Genomic DNA, 20670 nt, shown 5'->3' with positions numbered 1-20670 from the left:
CTATGTTGTTGAAGGGAATAGGTTTTCCTGATTTGGGATGCGATCCTGCGGGGTATTTGGGGTTCTGCCGGGCGCGATGAAGGATCTGTTGCGCTTCCGGGGTGGTGAGTTCAGAGCGGCTGGAGATCCACGGACCGTTAGGCAAAGGATGAATGCCTCCGATCTCACCGGCCTCAGCGGCAAGCCTTAGCGTCTTGGGTGCGACACCGAGGAATCGTGCCGCATTGCCCAGATTAAGCCAAGGCTCGATGCCATCTGGCTGCGGGCGGAAGACTGGAATTTTGCGGTATGATCTAAGCGCCGTGACGCGTTCGCGGGTCCAGCGATTGCCGTTGCCTGTTGACAGTCCATTGCGATTGAGGACGCCGTCAATCACATCATCATTGGCAATGAGGGCAAGCTGGCGCACCGCCTCGACGAGGTCATCAGGTGTAGCGTTTCTTTGGCCCCGTTGCCGCTTGGGCAGCCGCAGTTGCGTATGGACGCCGCCGACCCAATGGATCATTAGGACGATCTCAGAGGTCACATCGTCGAGGTCGGCGATCACCTCATGAATGACCGTGCGCACGATGCGTTTCTTGAGCCTGGCATCGGTCGATGGCGCTGCCCAGACGGCACGAAGGTTCCCCGCAAGCGCGGCCATCTCCGATGTCGACAGTGGCAATGGTTGTGGCGTCGCTGCCTGATGGCTAGCAACCTTATTCTCGATCTCGCTGACGCGAGTGAGCTCCTTGTTCCAGCGCGCCTCAAGCTCTGACGTCACCAGCCGGTTCTCGGGATTAACTGCGTCATATTGTCGGAATGCCCGATCGGCGGCATAGCGGGCCGCGTCAAGATCGCGCAGGAGGGCGTCCCGGACCTGGTCACGTCGGCTGGCCATATTGTGTTCCGCCTCGGCGGCAGCGGGAATGACTCCTGGTTCGACCACCCCGAGCAGCGACGCTTCGATCGCATCATCGACTCGCAGTCCGCCGAAGGCGATGCAGCGTGGCTCGCCATTGTCGAGCAGACCTCGCCAGCAGGAATAGCGTGGAATGTTACGGTTGGACTTTCACTGCCGAGTTCTCGATCCTGTCACCAACCTTCAGGAAGCCGACCGGAGCAGCGACAACAAGCTCGCCGCGACGGGCCTTCTCGTAGCGTGCGGAAAGGGAACGCTGACGCAGAAGATCGAGCTCATATTCGTTGAGGCTGCCCTTCAGTCCAAGAGCAGCCGGTCATTACCCTGGCGCGGCGCATAGACCGCTTCCTGGTCGATCAGAACGGTATCAACGACGCGGCACATCTCGATGAGCTGTTGCCAATCGCGGCTGTTGCGGGCAAATCGCGACACCTCCCCTGCCGCGACCGCCCCGACCTTGCCAAGGCAGACCTCGGCGACCATCCGGTCGAAACCGGCGCGGGCTACACCGCCTGCCGCCGAACGACCAAGATCGTCATCCACCGTCTCAATGCGCGACCAGCCAAGTACTGTCAGGCGGTCGCGCATATTGCAGGGCACTGCTTTCGCGATTGTGCAGAACCTGATGGGCCGAGGACTGCCGGACATACAGGATCGCCTTGCGTTCCAGATGGTGCGGCCCGATTTTCTCATGCATCATGACCTGCCTCCTTCTGAGAGGCGCTCTCGCCGTTTGCGTGGTCGACGAGCAGCCGCACTATGAGCGCCGTCAGCGCCTGGCGAGCCTCTTCCGGCAACGCCTGCCATTGCGGCATCGCCGGTCTCCTCTCGCTGTGTAGGCCCGATAACAGATCGAACTGATATGTCGTGAACTGACGTGGCATGGACATCTCCCCCGATTGTGATGGGGCGCAAGCCTTTTCTAGGAACCTGGCCAAAGCACGCAGGCTGGCGAGTTCAACATGGGGAACCGACATGATGCGCCAATGCGCGCTGGTCGTCCGGTCGAACATCCAGGCTGGGATCTCCAGCCATCGGCCAGCGGCATCACCGGAAAGACTGCAGCGGAACACGGCCGCTCCCTTGTCAATCACCTCATGGAGATGGATGAGCCGCCCAGACCATGGATGCCATGGATATAAAAGCTCGCGCAGTTCCGTCCCGTGGGTGTTCTGTCGCCGTGTTTTACAATACATTCCGGCCGCACTCGTCGCTCGGATACCAGACCCCGGCAGCCTATACCGGAACCATCGCCGCAACCGGCTCCAACTACGCGTTTCCGCCGGTTGCTCCCGCCACGCCAATTGGCGTATCGACAACCGCCGAGGCTCTAATCGCCGGCCGGACGATGAGCAGATTGCAATCGAGCGGCATGTACGCGAACTCGACCGGCTCGGTGAAGATCTTGCGGTTCTCGATCGGCAAATCGCCGAAAAAGCACGATGGATGATCCGGCGGTCAGGCGGCTGCTCACGATAACCTGCGTCAACCTCACCGTGGCGACCGGGTTGATGGCAACCATCGGCGATATCCGTCGTCAATTGCGACGCAGAGACCCTAAGCTATGCCGATTAGGCCATCGATTGTACCGAAAACGTTGGCAAAAACTTGCTTAACTGGCATAGTTCGACGGTCGGCATACACCTGCAAAATGAACGGCGTTGATCCGCTGGACCGGCACGTCGTGCGCGTCCAAGACTATCTCCTGGCTCTCCCGCATTTTGGCCGTTCAGCCGGCGTGGTTCCACGGCATGAGCGCGTCGATTTCTGAACTCGGCCAGCCGTTGGCGATGCGCCTCAAGGCTCTGAGTGAGCCAGGTGTTCATCTTTGCCGTTTGCAACAGCGTGGCGATGGTTGCCCGGGTCCTTCCGCCGCCGTGGTTGCCGGCAACGAGCGAGTTCTTTCTTGTAATGGCCATCTACCGAACATTGTGCCCATGTCGGGCGAGAAGTTGTCGTCCACTATCGCTGGCATCCTTATTTCGGCCGTCGCCTGCAGCTGCACTATAGCGAGAACCGTAAGAAGGGCCAGCGCCGCCCCCAGCCCGTTCCCCGTCGATTTGTCGGATCCGCAACACACGCATGTTGAACCAATCTCCTGTTCGCCTCAGGCAAAATAGTTGAAAACCAACACCAGAGTAGCGCCTTCGGCTCGATCAGCTAGGTTGGCACGAGTTTTGCTGCCTTAATTGCGAGGCGGCGGAAGCCGCTAACTGGCACTCACGTCCTTGAATGAAATCGCGGTGGAAGAGGAAACTGTAAATGAGAAAAGTCGTTGCAGCCAAGCTTCATGGCATCACTGTCACTGGCGCGGATCTGAACTACCACGGATCAATAACTCTCGACCCAGACCACTGCGATGAGGCGGGTATTCTTCCGATGGAATTCGTTGAGGTTTGGAATAAGTCTTCAGGCGTGCGAATCAGCACATACGTCATCTACGGTGAGAGAGGTTCTCGTTGCTGCGTGCTGAACGGAGCCGCTGCTCGCACATGTCAGGTCGGTGATGAGATGATCATTTGCTCCTCCACATATATTGAGGAACACCAGATCACAGATATCAAACCGCGAGTGCTGACCTTCGATCGGATGAATTCTGTCCGCGACCGAATGTTCTACGATGCTAGGGCAAGGGATGATGGAACGGTGACGTTCGAGGTTCGCGAGGGCTCTCCTCGCGGTAACACCATAACGAAAGAACTAGCAATTAACTGATAGCTTACGGGGCCGGAATGGGCGGTGAAGAACACCAACCGGAGAATGATCCTGCTAATCCAGATGGCCTTCGTGTGTTCCGAGCCCCAATCATAGCTGACCCGCAACTCATATTGAAAGGCAATTTGCGATGCAAATGGCGCTCATGTATGGCGGCCGCTCGGTGGAGCACGCTGGGTCGATCGCGATGTACAACCACCTTGCCGACGTCCTCAACAATGCTTCCAATGTGGGTATTTCACCGGTATCCATCTACTACATCTCCCGATCCGGGGACCTGCTCAGGCTCGCACTTGACGGGGCTTGCCTTCCCAAGCACGACGAGTTCGTAACTCGCGCTGAAACTCATCCGCTCGCTTCTCTCGCTCACCTTCTCAAGACCGAAGGCATTTTTGTCTTTTCACTTCTTCAGGGCCAGGACGGGGAGGATGGCCAAATCCAGGCTCTTGCCCAGTTCCACGACATTCCGGGTAGCTTCGGCGACAAGACTGCGGCCATGCTCGCAGCGGATAAGTATCTGCAGGGCGTAGTTGCCAATCGACTTTGCCTCGAGTTGACTCCCATTCCGACAGTCCAAGTCTCCCAAGGCGGTCTCGAAGCCGGCATAAAAGAAGCCCTGCGGCAACTTGCTGGCCCGTGTGTCCTCAAACCGAACACGCTTGGAGGATCCTTCCTCACCGAGTGCACAGACAAACTCTCAGATCATGCACTCCGTTCTTATTCCGAACGAATTGCTCCGTATGACGCTTCGTTTTTGGTCCAGCAGCGAATTGTTGGAACGGAGTACACGTGCGGCATCTTAATCGACCACCACGAGATTATGGCGCTTCCGATTGCGCGCATCAACAATCCCTCGGGCTTCCTCGGGTATGTTGAGAAGGAGACGCGATCGAGTAGCTACTCTGTTGAGTTCCATGACGTAGAGGAGACGCTTCAAAGTCGTATCGCCTCGATTTCCACGAATATTGCTCGGGAGTTCAGGCTCCACACATTCGGGCGCCTTGATTTCATCGTTGATGAGCAGCAACGTGTTCACTTCTTCGAAATCAACCTGGTCCCAGGGCTGACGGCAGAATGTATGTTTACCAAGATGCTCGCAAAAGCCGGCTTTGACCTTTGCCACGTCATTCGGCTAGCTGCCTCCAACGAGGCGAATGCAAGGCACCGGGAGAAGATCCGCAAGATTGAGACCAGCCGCGTTTGCTAGATGCTTGATCCCAGACTTTGATGGGATGGTTGTCTTCCGAATCAAAGGGATGCCGGATTCTTCATGGGAGAGCCACGACGACAGAGGCGGTCCGTCGAGCGATACAGCTTAGTCAAAAGAGCCTGAGGGCGCTTTCTAAGCGTTACGGGATCAATCAGGAGACCGTCGCCCGTGAGCTCGACCGGATCATCGAGGAGCGCGGCAAACTGGGGATGATCGCCAGCGACAAAGGCAGCGAGCTCACCAGCAACGCTATCCTGCAATGGACGGGCAGGGCCAAGCTGGATTGGCACTACATCGCCCTCGGGCGAGAGCGAGGATCTGACGTGCTTCCGGGGTTGCGAGTTTTGAACGGTTGAAGATCCACGGATCGTCCACGATTTCGTCAGGCGTCGCGTTTCTTTGCCCTCGGCGCCCCTTCGGCAAGCGTAGCTCGGTATGGACCCCTCCAACCCAATGAATGACAAGAACTATCTCGCGGTCACATCATCGAGATCGGCGACCACTTCATGGATGAGCGTGCGCACGATGCGTGTCTCCAGCCTTGCATCGGTCGATTGCGCTGTCCATACGCTGCGAAGGTTTCCCGCAAGCGCGGCGATCTGCGATGTGAACATGGGAATTGATTGCGGCGCCCGCTGTCTGGTGTCTGGCAACCCTGGCCTCGATCTCGCCGACGTGAGCGAGCGCATTGTTCGAGCGCGCTTCGAGCTCCGACGTGACTAGTCCGTCCTCCGGATCCGCCGCGTCGTATTGCAGGAGTGCTCGGTCCGCGGCATAACGCGCCGCCTCGAGGTCGCGCAGCAGTGCCGCTTCGATCGCGTCATCCACCCGCAGGCCGCCAAAGGTAATGCAGCGTGGCTCGCCATTGTCGAGCAGACCACGCCAGCAGGAGTAGCGCGGAATGTTATGATTGCTCCCCGTGTACCGGTATCGACAACACGGCACATCTCAATGAGTTGCTGCCAATCTCGGCTGATCCGGGTGAAGCGCGAGACTTCGCGCGCAGCCACAGCGCCAACTTTGCCGGGACAGAATTCGGCCACCATCCCGTTAAATCCAGCCCGGGTCACGCCGCCGGCGGCCGAGCGACCAAGATCGTCATCCACCGTCTCAATGTGTGACCATCCAAGTGCTACCAGTCGATCGCGCATGGCGTATTGAAGGGCGCTGCTTTTGCGATTGTGCATGTCCTGATGAGCCGAGGATTGTCGCAAACATACAAGATAGCCTTCCGCTCAAGGTGGTGCGGCCGATCTTCTCATGCATCATGTCCGGCCTCCATCTTCTGGGAGGCGCTTGCACCGTTCGCGTGGTCGACGAATAGCAGCACGATGAGCGCCTGGGTGTCTCTGTCGGCAACTCCCGCCATTGCGGCGTCGCCGCTGTCTTCCCCCTGTGTGGGCCAAGCCGGACACGCCAATAAAATGCGCACGGTCCACAATCCGTTGTCGTCGCCCCCGGCACTGGGGATGGTCAGCGCTGCCCGGCATGACGGATAACCACGCGACCGGCCAGCACCACAACCTGAACGCTTTCGCCGATCAGGCGCCAAGGGACGGAGTAGCTGTTGGTATCGAGGTCGATCGCACAATCGGCTTGAACCTTGCGAACCAGATCCCGCAATTGTCGGAAGGGGGCCCGTCCGGCCAGCGGGCGTAGCGCCTTGGCTTCGTCGGCAAAGCGTTCCGCCGGTTTGGCACCGGTGGTGCCGTGTTCACGTTGATCGGCAACTTCGCGCGTCCATCGATCCAGATGCGCTTCAAACGCGGCCCAGCTCTCGAAGCGCCGCCCGGCGATCGCGTTCTTCTTGACGTAACCGACTCCGCGCTCGTCCTTGCCTTTCGTTCTTGCCCGATACGGCGCGCAGGCCCGTGGCGTGAAGCCCCAATAACGGTCAAAAGCATGCAGTCGCGCGTTGAATCTCACCTCTCGCGTCACCGCAACATGATGCTCGACCAGGGCTTTCGCATTGTCGATCAGCACTTCCGTCGGAACCCAGCCGAACCGCAGGAATGCGCCTTCCACGCCTTCAAACCAGTCTGCTTGCCGCCCCCTGAGTGATGCGCGAGTATGTATCCGCCGCGAATAACGCGTCGCCACGAACAGGTGAACCCGAACCCGCTCGCCGCCGATCCACACCTTCGTGTCACCGAAGTCGATCTGCATCTGATAGCCCGGCGCCGTCTCGAAGCGGACCGTCGCCCGCTTCTGCGCCTCTGATTCTCGCCGCCGTACGCGAAGCTCTACAGAACGCAGACCGATGATAATTCCGTGCTCGCTCGCCAACTCTTGGCGGATCACATCCGCATTACCGTCATGCCGGAAAAAACGCTCGCGAAGCCAATCATCAAGCCCGTCGAACGCACTGCGGGCAGGCTGCTTAAATGGTGCAGCTCCGCCCTCTCGAAGATATCGGCGAACCGTATTCCGCGCGCATCCAAATTCCCTTCGATAGACGTTTGCTACCCCGACCAAGCTCGTGCAGCCGCAGCATTGCCACCACCTCATCAGCCTGAAGCATGTCCCCGCCCTGCATCGTTCGCGACAATGCAGGTGCGATGAAATTGCGCTCGTCATCCATTCACTTTTCGTTTTGATACGAGGGGTCATGTATGGATGCCCCCTTTCATGCAAGGCTTTCACCGAACGATGTGAACGTGTGATCGGGTCCAGCGCAGATGAGAGTTCAACGGCTGTTTGGCAACGATCCAACGTCTAGCAGGCTGTTGAAAAAGAAGCTGGCCTGGAGGCTTTAGCCGTGATTCACTCGCTTCGTCGAGTTTTGGAGTGATGCATGCGCAGCGGCGATGTGAGAACGGGTAAACTCTTCAGCTATGTCGATCTGGAGGATCGAGTTCGTCGTGATCATCCGCTGCGGGCAATCCGGCAGATCATGAACGACGCGCTGGTTTTGGTGGAACGGGAGTTTGCAGCGCTCTATTCGCCGATCGGGCGGCCATCGATCGCGCCTGAGAAGCTTCTGCGCGCCATGCTTTTGCAAGCCTTCTATTGGATCCGCTCGGAGCGGCTTTTGATGGAGCGGCTGGGATACGACCTTCTGTTCCGCTGGTTCGTCGGCATTGGCATCAATGGTCGCCGCTCGGCCATCTACGGTCGCACGACGCGCCATTCCGGCTATGGGGTCAGCTTGCGTATCCGCAAGCGCATCGAGGAGGCGTTCGGCTGGATCAAGACGGTCGCGGGGCAGGACAAGACGAAGTTCCGTGGCCTCGACCGCGTCGGATGGGCCTTCACCTTCGCGGCCGCCGCCTATGATCTGGTGCGGTTACCGAAACTGATGGCGGTGTCGTCATGAGCGCGGCGTCGAATTGCCGCCTGATTGGCCGCTGGCGGATCGTCGAGGCGGATCTGTGGGATCGGGATTATCTCGACCTGGTCGAGCCCGCCAAAATCACCATCGGGGCTAACGGTCATGGCGAGATCGCCTTCGGTGCGATGCAAGCGGGCCTCGATCTCGGCTACAGCACCTCCATGGTCTCCTTCACTGGGGCAGGATGCGACGAAATGGACGAAGTCTCGGGTGACGGACATGCCGAATTGCTCAACGATGGCACGATCGAGATCACTTTCGCATACCACAACGGCGACGAGGCCATACTCAAGGCTAAACCGGAGACTTCTTCAACAGCCTGCTAGGCAGTCTGCTCTGTCCTTGCTCTCCCTTCGCGTGCAGGGCGACCGCATCTTTGAAGCGTATGTCCGAGGGCGATTTTTCCATGAGCAGCCGTAGATTGTCGTTGCTTGGGCACCGCGATGCCGTTCATCCTCCGTCAACATTTCCTATTTGAGATTCTCCGAAGTCATCAATGTCCTTGGTGAGCGGCAGTTTGGCGATAATGAGCTGGTAACGGATGGACCTGGCCTGCTTCTAGGAGAAACCCATCGAGGATGGAGGCCAGCTGCCGATCCCGACCTTCAGCCGCTTGCGCACGTCTCAATCGCGGCGGAGAGCACGCATTTCGGGAGCGGCGCGAAGTTGATGTTCTGGTGGACAAATCACCGAGGATGCCCCTACAGCGATCCATCGGATGTTTATGATCGCGGCCGCATTTATTGCGTTGTGTTGCACGACGACTTCTCCGGATGCCGAAGCGTTTCAATCGAGGGCTTTTTTGAAGCGACCATTTCGGCGGTCGCCGCATTTTGGCGCAACTCACCGATTGCTGTGCGTTAAAAATGAAATCACCGAACTCCAAGTAGAGGCATGGTCTAAAATCACAGCAAAGGGGAACAAAGTTGAAGAGGTTTATGAAAAGGTTCACAGCGGCTGGAACGATCGCACTTGCGTCGTTCTCATTCGCTATCTCGGCCCATGCTGGCGAGGTACTTGATCGCGTCCTCGCCACGAAGACGCTGAAAGTGGAGACGGCCGCCGCGTTCCCCCCGGCTTCGTTCATGAATGACAAGGGGCAAAACTTGGCCGACCGGACCACCGCGCGAAGTGCTTTCTCCTGGGACTTCTTCCGTCTTAAAGCAAACTCGAGGTGCAGGGGTGCTCGTCTTCAGGAATGGGCCGTCGCCCTGGCTGTCATAGATGAACGGTTGCCCGGCGCACCCGAAGCCTAGCTATAAAAGAGGGACTCAGACTTGGACAGCGCCATCAGTGGAGCCGGCCGGTTGCCGGAAGCATCGGAACTTACTCGCCTAGGTGTTACGTCGCTGGCAGCGGCCTATCGAAAAGGGCAGCTTTCACCCGTAGAAGTAACTCAGGCGGTCCTCGACCGCGCAACGGACATACAGACACCGCTAAACGCGTTTAGCTTTCTTGATCCGGAAGGTGCGCTAGAAGCAGCTCGTGCAGCTGAACGGCGATGGCGGGCAGGGGAGCCGCTATCGCCGATCGACGGCATACCGACGACCTTGAAGGACATCGTGCATGTCGAAGGATGGGCGGTGCGCTATGGGAGCCGGACAACCGATCCCGCGCCTATTCAGCGAGATGCTCCTTCTGTCGCTCGTCTGCGTAAGGCCGGCGGAGTCTTCATCGGCCAGACAACCACGCCCGAATTTGGTTGGAAAGCTGTGACGGACAGCCCGGCATTTGGTGTTACTCGCAATCCATGGGATCTCACCCGAACTCCTGGCGGTTCATCGGGTGGCGCGGCGGTCGCAGCAGCCTGCGGGGCAGGCGTGTTGCATCTGGGCACCGATGGCGGAGGGTCGATCCGAATTCCCGCATGTTTCACGGGAATTGTCGGCCACAAACCGAGCTACGGACGCGTTCCGGCCCATCCGCCGAGTTCATTTGGTACGGTCGCGCATATTGGTCCGATGACGCGCACAGTCGCAGATGCTGCCGCCATGTTGGAGGTGATGTCTGGACGGGATCTTCGCGACTGGACCCAGGCCCCCATTAGCTACCCGGGCTTAGATGTATCCCCTGTCGATTGGAGCGGGAAGCGGATCGCTTACTGGAAAACACCGTGTGTTGGCAAAGTCGACCCATATGTGGAATCCGCAATCGAGGACGTTCTGAAGGACTTTGAGGCAGCTGGCTCAGCAGTCACCGAGGTCTGCCTGCCAGAACACGAAGCTCTCCTTGAGATGTTTTACCGTCACTGGTACGTCGGAGCGGCAAACAGACTATCATCGATCGCCGCCGAACAGTGGTGCATCCTCGATCCGGGCTTCGTCAACGCGGCTTGTATTGGCCAGAACTATAGCGGCGTTGAGCGCATGGCTGCCGAGGTTCAGCGGAGCAGATATGGAGCGGCCATGGATGCGCTGCTTGCCAGCTTCGATTTTGTCGTCTCGCCGACGGTGCCGATTCCTCCCTTCGAGGTGGGCCATGACGTCCCGCCCGGGAGCGCGTTGAGGAGCTGGGTCGAATGGTCGTCGTTCAGTTTTCCGATCAATCTTAGCCAGCAGCCAGCCTGCTCCGTTCCCTGCGGGCTAACGGAAGAAGGACTGCCGATAGGTATGCAGATCATCGGCGGACGTGGCGCAGACGGCGATGTCCTAAGCGCCGCGCTCACCTACGAAGAAATGTATCCCGATCGCTTTCTGAAGCCTCATGGCAGGTGGCCGGCGGCGCCCGCGGAGACAAATTGATGCACAACTTTCTTTCGAGAACGATTTTCCAACAAATGGAGGGTGGGAGAGGCCAATGATAAAACGGGAGCAGCGCACGAAATCAGGATTGACCGAGCTGGGCCTGGATGTCTCATCGCAGTCAGATGTCGCAATCACCTCAGCACCCTTGCCGTTGGGTAACCAGAGATGGCAGCCCGTCATCAATGCAGGTGAGAAAGTGCTGGAGTTCGATTGGCCAACGCTGCAGATTGGTACTGGTGAATACCAAGAGGGTCCCACCGGTGTGACAGTCTTCCGCTTCGGCGACCGGGCGCTTGGCACGGTCGATGTCCGTGGCGGCGCTCCCGGCACAGTCAACACCGATTATCTGCGCCTTGGCTATGAGCGCCCGCAACTTGACGCGGTCGTGTTCTCGGGTGGCTCTTGGTACGGGCTTGAATGTACTACTGCTGTGGCCACTGCCCTAAAGGATGAAAACGTCCGCAACGGCTTATGGGATGATGTTGCGCTCTCGGTCGGAGCCATTGTCTACGACTTAGGCGACAAGAGGCTGAACGAAGTCTATCCTGATAAAACGTTAGCGCAGGCCGCATTTAGAGCAGCTCGTCCAGGAAAATTTCCGCTGGGAGCGCATGGCGCTGGCCGGAATACGCGATCCGGTGGTTTCTTCGGATGCGCTGCCTATTCCGGCCAAGGCGGAGCCTTCAGGCAGATTGGCGATATCAAAGTGGCGGCCTTCGCAGTGGTGAACTCCGCAGGGGTCGTTACGAACCGGAACGGTGAAATCGTAGCGGGCTATCGCGATCCGAAATGGCCCAAATCAGTGAAAACGGCTGACCTCCTCGCGGGCGTTCCAGCCAGCCGCAAGCTCGGCTTGAACGGTGTACCGGAAGGCAGCGACTACAGCAACACGACGAATAGTCTTGTCGTTACCAACCAGAAGCTGACGCATGCGGAACTGCAGCGCCTTGCGGTTCAGGTGCACACGTCCATGGCTCGCGCGATCCAGCCTTTCGCAACTATTGGCGACGGCGATGTCCTGTATGCTGTTTCGACAGGTGAAGTAGTCGGCGAGCAAGACTCCAATATCGCCCCGTCAGTCTTCGGCGGAATGAACGTTGGGGATCTGAGCGCGATTGCCTCAGAACTTATGTGGGACGCCATCTTGGCTTCTGTGCCGGATCAGCCGCAGGCTGCCGAGCCGTCGAAGAGCGAACACCCGCAAGCAAAAGAACTCGAAGCCTACGCCGGCAGCTATGATTTCAGCCCATTCGTGACACTCCAGATCTCGCTCAGGGACGACCGACTCTTTGCGCTGGCCACTGGAGAGCGCGCCGCCTACGCGATCGGCAAGGAAGAGCCTGTCGAACTCAGGCCTGTCGCAGCAGGGCAGTTCGTGGTTCCTGGTCGCTATCCGCTGACCTTGACGTTCGAGGCCCCGGATCGACTCATTGTCAACCCTGGGCACTGGCAGCAGACGGGTTCGCGCCGTGCCGGTGAAGCCGCCGGAGATTGTTGGGTAAAAGCCCTGCGGCGAAGTGAATCAGCAGCCTGAAAGGGCAGGAAAACCGGAGCAAAATGTGCTCTGGTCGAACCGATGATGCCGCCCGATCTCAACCTCCCGGACGACGTTGAAGCGCTGAAAGCCATGGTGCTTGCCGTGGCCGAAAAGGCGGCGCGGGTCGACGCCCTGGAGAGCGAGGTCGCTGATCTCAAGGCGCGAAACGCCGAGGCCGATGAGCGCATCGAGCGGCTTACGCAGATCCTGAAGGCCTTCGATCGCGCCCGGTTCGGCCGCCGATCGGAGAAGCTCGGCTCCCCAAGCACCGACGACGAGCAGCAGGCCTTTGTCTTCGAGGAGATCGAAACCGGCATCGCCGCGGTCAGGGCACAGGTCAACAAGGGCTGCGAGCGTCCGAATGGCAAACGTCCGCCGCGGCCACGCAAGGGCTTCGCACCGCACCTGGAGCGGGTCGAAGTGGTGATAGAGCCGGAGGAGCTGCCGGAGCATGCCGGCAATGCCCGGGATGACCGGACCTTCGGAGGCAGTGGTCCGCCGATGGTGGCCTACCGCTTTGAGGATAGTCGAGCCGGCGAATGCGTCGCCCGACATCTGAGCCGCTATCGCGGCATTCTCCAGGTAGACGGCTATGCCGCTTACAACAAGCTGGTCCGCTCCGATGGCGGCAATGACGGCGTCACATTGGCTGGCTGCCGGTCACACGGTCGCCGGAAGTTCCATGAGCTCTATGCCTCGGAAAGCTCGAAGGTCGCAACGGAGACAGTCGAACGGATGGCGAAGCTCTGGCAGGTCGAGGAGACCGTGCGCGGGCAAAGCCCTGACGCCCGTGTCGCGGCGCGTCAGCAAACCTCTGCGGCGATCGTCACCGACCTCTTCGCCCTCCGGCAGAAGAGCGTGCCGCGCGTCTCCGGCAAATCGAAGCTCGCCGAGGCGCTCCGCTATCCCATCTCGCGTCGCGCCATCTTCGAACGCTTCCTGAGCGACGGCCGCATCGAACTCGACTCCAACACCGTTGAACGGGCAATCCGGCCCCAGGCCATTAGAAGAAAGAACTCGCTCTTTGCCGGCAGCGACGGCGGCGGACGGACCTGGGCAACCATCGCCACGCTGCTGCAGACGTCAAAGCTGAACAACGTGGATCCGTTTGACTGGCTCACTCCGAGACTCGAGCGCATCGCCGACGGCTGGCCGAGTTCAGAAATCGACGCGCTCATGCCATGGAACCACGCCGGCTGAACGGCCTCAGCTTGTCGCTTACGGAGGTAAATCACAGTGGACACCATCATCGAAATTCGGGAACAGCCGGACGAAGCGGACCGCCAAGTCATCTTGGACGGTCTGAATGTCTATAATCTAGGAATGGCCGGTCCTTATCACTATGAGCCTATCGCAGTTCTCATCAAGGATCCCGCAACTGGTCACACGACAGGCGGTCTCTGGGCACGGTGCAATTATGACTGGCTGTTCATAGAATTGTTATTTGTGCCGGAGCACTTCCGCGGTCAGAGAATCGGCGCTCGGCTTGTGAGATCTGCAGAACAGTGGGCTCTTGGCCGAGCATGTGTCGGAGTGTGGCTAGACACCTACGCGTTTCAGGCGCCGGCTTTCTATCAGTCTCTCGGGTACGAGATATTTGGTCACTTACCGAATTATCCACGCGGGTTCGGACGATATTTCCTTAGGAAGGTATTTGCCGCGAGTGCTTAGCATGATCGGCATCAGCTCATTGGTAGTGCGCTCCCGCAGAGGGTATGGGCTTGCTCTTGGGGTGTTGCCACGTTAACTCGGACCTATCTACATGGCCCACCATAGGCCCGAGTTAACGTGATGTCGTGGGATGGCCCCCTCCACCAGCGTCAGACGTGCCAGAACAGGCATGTTGAAGAGCCGGAGAGAAACCCACCCATCGAGATTGCCACGATCGGCCTTGATATCGCAAAGCACGTCTTCCAGATCCACAGCGTGGACAGAAGTGGAAAGATCGTCCTGCGCAACGCTACGCCGCAGCCAGGATGCGGATTCCTGCGTTCGAGCGGCGAAGCCTCCGGCAGAAAGACCACCCCTGCTATGAGGTCGGCGTGGTCGCCGATGTATTTCATTGTTGAATGCATGACGGCATCAGCCCCAAGTCGAATGGGGGCGCTTTAGGATCGGTGTTGCCCACTACCGCGAACGCACCAGCCTCGTGCGCGATGTTGTACGCCGCCTGAATGTCCACGACACGGATTAGCGGGTTATTGGGGTCGATCCCCACGAGGCCGGTGGGCGCAATGGCGCCGGCCCTGCGCCAGGCCTCCATGAGGCGGCAAAGGAGCCCCTACAGAATTTATCCAGCAGTTCCCAGACTTGACCGCTGCTTCAAGCATGGCGATGCTGATTCTCCTCCGTCGACATTTCCTGTTTCACGATATACCTACGTGGCGCAGGTCTGCGTTTGGCGATCTCCCAAGGTCTCTCGAATGCTGGCTGCGTTTCAAACCATAGCGCCTCGTGTCATCCAAATTTCAGCAGCCGTCATGGTTTGGCGTAGATTCCTCTTTCTCATGCGTTATTCTTCGAGTAACCCCACGGTGACGGTCGCCTTACCGGCGCCCAGGCGGTGAACTCGGATGCGGTGATTGCCCGGCTCCGCTGGAGATCGAGAAGCTGAAGCGCGACATCCATGGCAGCCGCTCGGAGCGCAAGGCCCGCCTCCTCCAACAGATGGAGTTGCAGTTCGAGGAGCTGGAAGCCGGCGAGACGAACTGGCGGCGGAGATGGCGGCACGCTCCTCGACGGTCCGGGCCTTCGAGGGCAAGCTTTCCATCACGCAAGCCTTTCCCAAAGCATCTGCCGCGCGAGCGCGTCGTCATTGCCGCCCCGGCAAGCTGCCCGTGCTCCGGATCGGCCAAACTGGCGAAGCTGGGTGAAGACTGCAAATTCCGAGGCAATCCGCCCCCTGATTCCGAGATGATGCCGCCCCCATCGGAGGGCGTCTGGCGTGGGTGTTCTGCTGGTGTGAAGTTTCTTCCTTCGACGTGACGAGGAAGGAACGGGATGCCTGCGGAGAGATTGCGGTCCGGGTTGGCGCTGCGCCCTCGACGGTGCGCGAGACGCTGCGGCGTGCGGCCGTTGCGGAGCTATCGTGGCCGTTGGGTGACGACGTCAGCGATGCGGTCCTGGAAGCGGCGCTGTACAAGGCGACCGGGACGAAGACGGGTCACCGTCGGAGCCCTGAGCCGGACTCGGCGCAGGTCCATCGCGAGCTGAAGCGCAAGCACATGACGCTGCAGATCCTGTGGGACGAATACATCAGCCATTGTCCGGACGGCTATCGCTACAGTCGCTACTGTGACCTTTACCGCGGCTGGGCGATGAAGTTGCCTGTGACGATGCGGCAGGATCACGCAGCCGGCGACAAGCTGTTCGTCGACTATGCCGGCGACACGGTCACGGTTGTCGTTGATCGGCTGTCCGGCAAGACACGGCAGGCGCACCTGTTCGTGGCGGTTCTGGGAGCATCGAGCTTTTCCTATGCGCAGGCACGCTGGAGCGAGACGCTTCCCGACTGGATTGAATGCCATATCCTGGCCCTGGAGTTCTTTGGCGGTGCGCCAGCCTTGCTGGTTCCGGACAATGCCAAGGTGGCGATCATCAAGGCCTGCCACTTCGATCCCCAGGTCAACCGAACGTATTGCGGGATGGCGGCCCATTATGGCAGCGCCGTCTTGCCGACGCGGCCGCGACGCCCGCGTGACAAGGCGAAAGTGGAAGCTGCGGTTCGTATCGTCGAACGCTGGCTATTGGGCCGGCTGCGCCATCGCATCTTCTATAGTTTGGCCGAGGTCAATGCGGCAATCGGCGAATTGCTTCATGATCTCAATGACAAACGGGTCTTGCGCCGCGTTGGCGTCACGCGCCGTCAACTGTTCGAAGAGCTTGATCGTCCGGCTTTCCGACCGCTGCCCGTTGAACGTTATGTCTTTGCCGAATGGCGTATCCGGCGTTGCCGGGCTGGATTATCACGTCGAGATCGGCGGCACTATTATTCCGTTCCCTATCGCTTTGCCCGCGAGCAGGTCGAGGCTCGCGCCAATACGATCGAGATTTTCCACAAGGGTGAGCGGATTGCCGCTCACCGGCGCTCCAGCGGCAACGGCAAGCACACGACGATCCCCGATCATATGCCCTCTGCGCATCGCCGCTTTGCCGACTGGACGATTGAACGGATTCAACGCGAAGCCTCTGCGAGGGGCCGGATGTTGCGCTGTTGTGCAAGCGCATCCTTGCCGACAGACCGCACCCGGAGCAGGGCTTTCGACCCTGTCTCCGGATCATCCGCCTCAACAAGAGCTTCGGCCGCGACTGGGTCAATGCCGCTTGCGGCCGGGCGTCGTTGGAGATCGGTGCCCGGACCTATGGCTCGGTGCGCTCCATCCTCGACAATCACCTTGACCGGACGGCTGCCTCAAATGGAGGCGTCGCATGAACCGATCCATCACGCCAACATCCGCGGACCCCGCTATTACCACTAAGGGGAACGAAAGATGCTTGCTCATCCAACACTGGATAAATTGAATGCCATGGGCATGGCCGGCATGGCAAAGGCCTTTGGCGAACTCGTTGCCAACGGCGAAGCCGAACATCCTCTCGCACGCCGAATGGCTCGGGCTGCTGCTCGAACGGGAATGGAGCTCCCGTTACGATCGGAAGCTTGCGGCACGCCTCAGGTTTGCCAAGCTTCGCCACCAGGCGACACCAGAAGATGTCGATATCGCGCCGAACGCGGCCTCGACCGTGCTCTCTTCATGAAGCTGCTCGGTGGCGACTGGATCAACGCCCACGACAATCTGGCCATTTGCGGCCCCTCGGGTGTCGGAAAGAGTTGGTTGGCTTGCGCTCTCGGCCACAAGGCTTGCCGAGACGATCGCTCAGTTCTCTATCAGCGTGTCCCAAGGCTGTTTGCCCAGCTTGCGCTCGCACGCGGTGACAGCCGGTATGCCCGGCTGCAACGGACCTTGGGCCATGTGCAGCTCCTGATACTGGATGATTGGGGGCTCGAACCGCTCAATGAACAGGCCCGTCACGATCTGCTGGAAATCCTCGAAGATCGCTATGGCCGTCGATCGACGATCATTACCAGCCAACTTCCCGTATCCGCCTGGCACGGCGTCATCGGCGATCCAACCTATGCCGATGCCATACTCGACAGGTTGGTCCACAATGCCCACCGCATCGAATTGAGCGGCGATAGTTTGCGCCGAAATCTACCGCGCAAAGCTTGACACCTCGCCTGAATGAACTGACAACAATCATCGCCTGCTGACCCCACTAAACAGGGGGCGAGATCATCCCGGAAACCGGGGGCGCAATCATCTCGAAACAAAGGGGCGGCTTCATCGGAATCGGCATGAAGACGTCACCGAGACGCTGGAAGCGATCCCGCGTCAGTGTGTTTAGCCCGGGGACATAACTGACGGGTGTTCGGATACATCACTGACGGATTGCTTGTTGGTCAAGTCGATTGTTGCGAGTGATGGGTAGCGAAGAAAACGCCATAGTGGCCGTCGCGGTCGAGCGGACGGAGCGCGCCCAGATGAGGCGGCTGTAGCCGAGCACCATGGAAAACAACCAGACGATCCTCGGCGTCGTCGGTTCATCGGTGAAGACGACATGAAACTGGGCAAAATCGACCTGCGCCTGCTCACCCGGCGGCGTCTCAAACCGAACTTCGAACCCTTGTTCGCTCGGTGGTCGAATGTCGTGCAAGAATTCGGTTGGCGCTGTGTAGCCGCCGGAATAGCCGAGATCCTTGATCTCGCGGAAAAGCCGCCGCGCTGTCAGGCCGGGATAGGCCTTCACGCGTTCGCGAAGATAGGCCGCGAACGGGTCGATCACCGTTGTCCTTGGCTTGCACGGGCCAGAGGTGGTCGTGTCCCGCGGGGTGGTGTAGCTCGGCAGTAGCGAAGCTGCTCGCGAGCGCGCCCCCAACAGCGCCGTAGCGAGCGAGCGGCGCAGCGGTGGTCATCGATGTTCTTCCGTTAGGGTCGGGTTGCTGACACCAACCTGATTCGAAGGAACCACCGATGACCGACGACATGATGAACTACGTGCAGGGCATCTCGACACGCTCCGTCGACGATCTGGTCAAGGCAATGGGCATGAGCGGCATCTCCAAGAGCCAGGTCAGCCGGCTGTGCGAAGAGATCGACGGCAAGGTCAAGGCCTTCCTCGAGCGGCCGATCGAGGGCGACTGGCCATATCTGTGGATCGATGCCACCTACCTGAAGGTGCGCCGCGGCGGCCGCATCGGCTCGGTCGCCGTCATCATCGCCGTCGGCGTCAATGCGGACGGCCGCCGCGAGGTGCTCGGCATGGAGGTCGGCACGTCGGAGGCCGAGCCGATCTGGACGGAATTCCTGCGCAAACTGACCCGCCGCGGTTTGCGCGGCGTCAAGCTCGTCGTCTCCGACGCCCACGAGGGCATCAAGGCGGCGGTCGCCAAGGTTCTCAACGCCACCTGGCAGCGCTGCCGGGTTCACTTCATGCGCAACGTGCTGGCCCATGCCGGCAAGAGCGGCCGTCGCGTCGTCTCGGCCTTCATCGCCACCGCCTTCGCCCAGGAGACGGCAGAGGCAGCCAGCGTCCAATGGCGCGCCGTCGCCGACCAGATCCGGCCGAAGGTCCCCAAGCTAGCCGCCATCATGGACGAGGCCGAGCATGACGTCCTCGCCTACATGGCCTTTCCCAAGGAGCACCGGACCAAGCTGCACTCAACAAATCCGATCGAGCGGCTCAATGGCGAGATCAAGCGGCGCACCGAGGTCGTTGGCATCTTTCCCAACGACGACGCCGTCGTCCGCCTCGTCGGCGCATTGCTGCTCGAGCAGAACGATGAATGGGCCGTGCAGCGGGCCCGCTACATGACACTGGAAACCATCAGCCAGATGAGCGATGATCCGCTCATCAGCCTGCCAGCCGTGGCCCGCTGATCAGCCCGGCTTCCTGCCGGAGAGCGCGGCGACCAACGCTGTCAGCTACACCACTTCCTGAGACACGATCCCAGAGGTCGGAGCCTCCAGACCTCGCTCGATGTACTTGCGCACCGTCTTGCGATCGATACCAGTCTGCCTTGGCGATCGCTGACACCGACAGACCTTGCCGATGTAGATCAAGGATCATCATCATCTCCCTCAGCTTGATCACCGAAATCCCCTTCCGTGATGACATGTGACCGGTCTTCCGGGGCGCACCCCGGAAGACCGGTCACGGCGCAGACTGGGGAAGAGTCAAACGGCACATTTGGGGAGTATTGTTCCGGTATCGACACCCGGTCCAGCGCCTTAAAAGAACCGCCGCGCGCAGACCGTCTGGGTTGAGCGCCGGCCAGGAGATGCCCTGCGATACCAGGTACACCTGGAAGGCCCGCACATCCTCCAGCCCCAGCCGATCCGGGGAACGACCTAAATTGCATGCAGGTAGGAATCGTTGCGTGACCGGCGACAGGTTGCGGAGCGTCATGTCTCGATCATGCGGCGGCGCAGCGGGTTCACCGCTGCAGGGCGTCGTCATCGGTCGGTCTCCTGGTCAGGGGTTGGTTCTCAATACCCCAACATCCCAATCAGAAGACCACGCCTCCAAATATCCACCCGCGTCAGCGGGTTAGTTCAATGAGTATCCGGCGCTCTAGGTCCCTGGTGGCTTTGGCTGGGGACATTTCAAGAAGCGCGGCTTTGTGCAATCGACGTTTCAGCATTCGGCGCCATTTGGCGCAAAACGTCATTCTCCACACGTTAATACTCGTGCACGCGCATCGACCGCGCTTCAGTTTAAGAAGAGGTCGGTGCAGCGATTGTATTCCGTTCGGGAGAAGCCGCCGAACGGCTAAGTACTTCATCCCAGGCTTTAGTGAGCGGAGTAGTGGCGATGGCCTTGAGTGCTGGCTTTACGACGTTTTGCTTGAAGGCGCGTCAACAGCCTGAACAAGTATCGCGAGCGCGCGGTCGCTGGTCCGGACCTCATCGAGGAGCATACCTTCATTCCAGTCGGCCACGAAGGTGGCCCTAACGTCTTGACCTTGCATTGGTGGGGCGAGGTTATAGTTCGACATCGCGACCTTGAGGGGGGATGCATTTTTTGAACCATTGCCTGTCGCTTAGCCCGCTCCGGCGGATCGTGCAGCCGAGGGGCGGTCCTATCGTCGTCAAGTTTGACTGTGTCATAGCCGAACAGGACCACGAGGCCTTTCTCGAGTCATGCGTGGGCGGCGGCGCATACAGAGCTAGGCGA

15 protein-coding genes and 13 pseudogenes are annotated in these 20670 nt (G+C 59.6%); 15 read left to right on the top strand and 13 right to left on the bottom strand.

Translation table 11 applies throughout. The features are described from left to right. A pseudogene (locus NXT3_RS22500) lies at nucleotides 1-1598 on the bottom strand (recombinase family protein). Next, nucleotides 1591-1914 carry a hypothetical protein gene (locus NXT3_RS32665; protein ID WP_234828170.1) on the bottom strand — a complete coding sequence of 108 codons (324 nt, stop codon included), beginning with the start codon at nucleotides 1912-1914 and terminating at the stop codon, nucleotides 1591-1593. The pseudogene NXT3_RS22500 and the gene NXT3_RS32665 overlap by 8 nt, the downstream one beginning before the upstream one ends. A gap of 173 nt (nucleotides 1915-2087) precedes the next feature. Between NXT3_RS32665 and NXT3_RS22490 the strand changes: the two are divergent. Both NXT3_RS22490 and NXT3_RS32660 read left to right on the top strand, forming a co-directional pair. Next, nucleotides 2088-2240, top strand: a pseudogene (locus NXT3_RS22490) (IS3 family transposase); the annotation flags it as partial. Between the two features lie 2 nt (nucleotides 2241-2242). Then, a pseudogene (locus NXT3_RS32660) lies at nucleotides 2243-2439 on the top strand (IS110 family transposase); the annotation flags it as partial. Nucleotides 2440-2630: 191 nt separating this feature from the next. On the opposite strand, the pseudogene NXT3_RS22480 reads toward NXT3_RS32660, so the two are convergent. Further along, nucleotides 2631-2817, bottom strand: a pseudogene (locus NXT3_RS22480) (transposase domain-containing protein); the annotation flags it as partial. Between the two features lie 346 nt (nucleotides 2818-3163). Here NXT3_RS22480 and panD point away from each other — a divergent pair. The 3 genes and pseudogenes from panD to NXT3_RS32115 all read left to right on the top strand — a co-directional run. Further along, nucleotides 3164-3616, top strand: coding sequence for an aspartate 1-decarboxylase (gene panD / locus NXT3_RS22475; protein WP_104840524.1), 453 nt, complete (start codon nucleotides 3164-3166; stop codon nucleotides 3614-3616). A gap of 130 nt (nucleotides 3617-3746) precedes the next feature. After that, complete coding sequence (locus tag NXT3_RS22470; protein ID WP_104840523.1) at nucleotides 3747-4823, top strand: D-alanine--D-alanine ligase family protein; 1077 nt, start codon at nucleotides 3747-3749, stop codon at nucleotides 4821-4823. Nucleotides 4824-4987: 164 nt separating this feature from the next. After that, nucleotides 4988-5134: pseudogene (locus NXT3_RS32115) on the top strand (IS3 family transposase); the annotation flags it as partial. 159 nt (nucleotides 5135-5293) lie between these two features. Here the strand turns inward: NXT3_RS32115 and NXT3_RS32655 are convergent. The 3 genes and pseudogenes from NXT3_RS32655 to istA (NXT3_RS22455) all read right to left on the bottom strand — a co-directional run. Next, nucleotides 5294-5440: a hypothetical protein gene (locus NXT3_RS32655; protein ID WP_234828169.1), complete on the bottom strand. Its 147-nt coding sequence runs from the start codon at nucleotides 5438-5440 to the stop codon at nucleotides 5294-5296. Between the two features lie 105 nt (nucleotides 5441-5545). Continuing rightward, nucleotides 5546-6013 carry a recombinase family protein gene (locus NXT3_RS32650; protein ID WP_234828168.1) on the bottom strand — a complete coding sequence of 156 codons (468 nt, stop codon included), beginning with the start codon at nucleotides 6011-6013 and terminating at the stop codon, nucleotides 5546-5548. 219 nt (nucleotides 6014-6232) lie between these two features. Further along, nucleotides 6233-7403 (bottom strand): annotated as a pseudogene (istA, locus tag NXT3_RS22455) (IS21 family transposase); the annotation flags it as partial. Between the two features lie 217 nt (nucleotides 7404-7620). Here istA (NXT3_RS22455) and NXT3_RS22450 point away from each other — a divergent pair. Both NXT3_RS22450 and NXT3_RS22445 read left to right on the top strand, forming a co-directional pair. After that, nucleotides 7621-8142, top strand: a complete 522-nt coding sequence (locus tag NXT3_RS22450) for a transposase (protein WP_104840522.1) — start codon at nucleotides 7621-7623, stop codon at nucleotides 8140-8142. Beyond that, complete coding sequence (locus NXT3_RS22445) at nucleotides 8139-8483, top strand: hypothetical protein (RefSeq protein WP_104840521.1); 345 nt, start codon at nucleotides 8139-8141, stop codon at nucleotides 8481-8483. The genes NXT3_RS22450 and NXT3_RS22445 overlap by 4 nt, the downstream gene beginning before the upstream one ends. 160 nt (nucleotides 8484-8643) lie before the next feature. On the opposite strand, the pseudogene NXT3_RS32110 reads toward NXT3_RS22445, so the two are convergent. Beyond that, a pseudogene (locus tag NXT3_RS32110) lies at nucleotides 8644-8715 on the bottom strand (IS21-like element helper ATPase IstB); the annotation flags it as partial. A gap of 719 nt (nucleotides 8716-9434) precedes the next feature. On the opposite strand from NXT3_RS32110, the gene NXT3_RS22435 reads away from it, so the two are divergent. From NXT3_RS22435 to NXT3_RS22420, 4 genes are all read left to right on the top strand, one after another. After that, nucleotides 9435-10898: an amidase gene (locus NXT3_RS22435; protein ID WP_234828167.1), complete on the top strand. Its 1464-nt coding sequence runs from the start codon at nucleotides 9435-9437 to the stop codon at nucleotides 10896-10898. Nucleotides 10899-10953: 55 nt separating this feature from the next. After that, on the top strand, nucleotides 10954-12435 hold the full coding sequence (locus NXT3_RS22430) for a P1 family peptidase (protein WP_104840519.1): 1482 nt from the start codon (nucleotides 10954-10956) through the stop codon (nucleotides 12433-12435). A gap of 42 nt (nucleotides 12436-12477) precedes the next feature. Then, entirely contained in the window at nucleotides 12478-13638 is a 1161-nt protein-coding gene (gene tnpC, locus NXT3_RS22425; RefSeq protein ID WP_104840518.1) for an IS66 family transposase, read from the top strand. Between the two features lie 123 nt (nucleotides 13639-13761). Beyond that, nucleotides 13762-14109, top strand: a complete 348-nt coding sequence (locus tag NXT3_RS22420) for a GNAT family N-acetyltransferase (protein WP_234828202.1) — start codon at nucleotides 13762-13764, stop codon at nucleotides 14107-14109. A gap of 149 nt (nucleotides 14110-14258) precedes the next feature. On the opposite strand, the gene NXT3_RS33340 is transcribed toward NXT3_RS22420, so the two are convergent. Continuing rightward, complete coding sequence (locus NXT3_RS33340) at nucleotides 14259-14501, bottom strand: hypothetical protein (protein ID WP_423828008.1); 243 nt, start codon at nucleotides 14499-14501, stop codon at nucleotides 14259-14261. Beyond that, on the bottom strand, nucleotides 14498-14701 hold the full coding sequence (locus NXT3_RS32105) for a hypothetical protein (RefSeq protein WP_199773402.1): 204 nt from the start codon (nucleotides 14699-14701) through the stop codon (nucleotides 14498-14500). The genes NXT3_RS33340 and NXT3_RS32105 overlap by 4 nt, the downstream gene beginning before the upstream one ends. Before the next feature lie 332 nt (nucleotides 14702-15033). Here NXT3_RS32105 and NXT3_RS33335 point away from each other — a divergent pair. The 3 genes and pseudogenes from NXT3_RS33335 to istB form a co-directional block, all read left to right on the top strand. Beyond that, nucleotides 15034-15189: pseudogene (locus NXT3_RS33335) on the top strand (hypothetical protein); the annotation flags it as partial. Between the two features lie 230 nt (nucleotides 15190-15419). Continuing rightward, nucleotides 15420-16916: an IS21 family transposase gene (istA, locus tag NXT3_RS22405; RefSeq protein WP_423828001.1), complete on the top strand. Its 1497-nt coding sequence runs from the start codon at nucleotides 15420-15422 to the stop codon at nucleotides 16914-16916. Nucleotides 16917-16928: 12 nt separating this feature from the next. Beyond that, nucleotides 16929-17666 (top strand): IS21-like element helper ATPase IstB, encoded by a 738-nt coding sequence (gene istB / locus NXT3_RS22400; protein WP_423828000.1) that lies wholly within the window; start codon nucleotides 16929-16931, stop codon nucleotides 17664-17666. A gap of 171 nt (nucleotides 17667-17837) precedes the next feature. Here the strand turns inward: istB and NXT3_RS22390 are convergent. Both NXT3_RS22390 and NXT3_RS22385 read right to left on the bottom strand, forming a co-directional pair. Further along, nucleotides 17838-17971, bottom strand: a pseudogene (locus NXT3_RS22390) (IS481 family transposase); the annotation flags it as partial. Continuing rightward, nucleotides 17962-18300, bottom strand: a pseudogene (locus NXT3_RS22385) (IS21 family transposase); the annotation flags it as partial. The pseudogenes NXT3_RS22385 and NXT3_RS22390, both read right to left, overlap by 10 nt. A 188-nt stretch (nucleotides 18301-18488) precedes the next feature. Between NXT3_RS22385 and NXT3_RS22380 the strand changes: the two are divergent. Continuing rightward, nucleotides 18489-19373 (top strand): annotated as a pseudogene (locus NXT3_RS22380) (IS256 family transposase); the annotation flags it as partial. 69 nt (nucleotides 19374-19442) lie between these two features. Here NXT3_RS22380 and NXT3_RS22375 read toward each other — a convergent pair. Together NXT3_RS22375 and NXT3_RS32645 are read right to left on the bottom strand one after the other, a co-directional pair. Further along, nucleotides 19443-19611 (bottom strand): annotated as a pseudogene (locus NXT3_RS22375) (helix-turn-helix domain-containing protein); the annotation flags it as partial. Nucleotides 19612-19727: 116 nt separating this feature from the next. Beyond that, nucleotides 19728-19913, bottom strand: a pseudogene (locus NXT3_RS32645) (tyrosine-type recombinase/integrase); the annotation flags it as partial. Nucleotides 19914-20670 lie beyond the last annotated feature (757 nt).

The sequence above is a fragment of the Sinorhizobium fredii genome, assembly GCF_002944405.1.
GTDB classification, from domain to species: Bacteria; Pseudomonadota; Alphaproteobacteria; order Rhizobiales; family Rhizobiaceae; genus Sinorhizobium; species Sinorhizobium fredii_C.
Note: the sequence above shows the minus strand (reverse complement) of the source record. Positions and strands in the feature narration are given on the sequence as shown.

What these genes read in the sequence shown, in the direction of transcription:
- panD (WP_104840524.1), top strand. Translation starts at nt 3,164, where the DNA reads ATGAGAAAAGTCGTTGCAGCCAAGCTTCATGGCATCACTGTCACTGGC.
- tnpC (WP_104840518.1), top strand. Translation starts at nt 12,478, where the DNA reads ATGATGCCGCCCGATCTCAACCTCCCGGACGACGTTGAAGCGCTGAAA.
- NXT3_RS22420 (WP_234828202.1), top strand. Translation starts at nt 13,762, where the DNA reads ATGGCCGGTCCTTATCACTATGAGCCTATCGCAGTTCTCATCAAGGAT.
- NXT3_RS32665 (WP_234828170.1), bottom strand. Translation starts at nt 1,914, where the DNA reads ATGTTCGACCGGACGACCAGCGCGCATTGGCGCATCATGTCGGTTCCC.
- istB (WP_423828000.1), top strand. Translation starts at nt 16,929, where the DNA reads ATGCTTGCTCATCCAACACTGGATAAATTGAATGCCATGGGCATGGCC.
- NXT3_RS32655 (WP_234828169.1), bottom strand. Translation starts at nt 5,440, where the DNA reads ATGTTCACATCGCAGATCGCCGCGCTTGCGGGAAACCTTCGCAGCGTA.
- NXT3_RS32650 (WP_234828168.1), bottom strand. Translation starts at nt 6,013, where the DNA reads ATGCACAATCGCAAAAGCAGCGCCCTTCAATACGCCATGCGCGATCGA.
- NXT3_RS32105 (WP_199773402.1), bottom strand. Translation starts at nt 14,701, where the DNA reads ATGGAGGCCTGGCGCAGGGCCGGCGCCATTGCGCCCACCGGCCTCGTG.
- NXT3_RS33340 (WP_423828008.1), bottom strand. Translation starts at nt 14,501, where the DNA reads ATGAAATACATCGGCGACCACGCCGACCTCATAGCAGGGGTGGTCTTT.
- NXT3_RS22470 (WP_104840523.1), top strand. Translation starts at nt 3,747, where the DNA reads ATGCAAATGGCGCTCATGTATGGCGGCCGCTCGGTGGAGCACGCTGGG.
- NXT3_RS22430 (WP_104840519.1), top strand. Translation starts at nt 10,954, where the DNA reads ATGATAAAACGGGAGCAGCGCACGAAATCAGGATTGACCGAGCTGGGC.
- NXT3_RS22450 (WP_104840522.1), top strand. Translation starts at nt 7,621, where the DNA reads ATGCGCAGCGGCGATGTGAGAACGGGTAAACTCTTCAGCTATGTCGAT.
- NXT3_RS22445 (WP_104840521.1), top strand. Translation starts at nt 8,139, where the DNA reads ATGAGCGCGGCGTCGAATTGCCGCCTGATTGGCCGCTGGCGGATCGTC.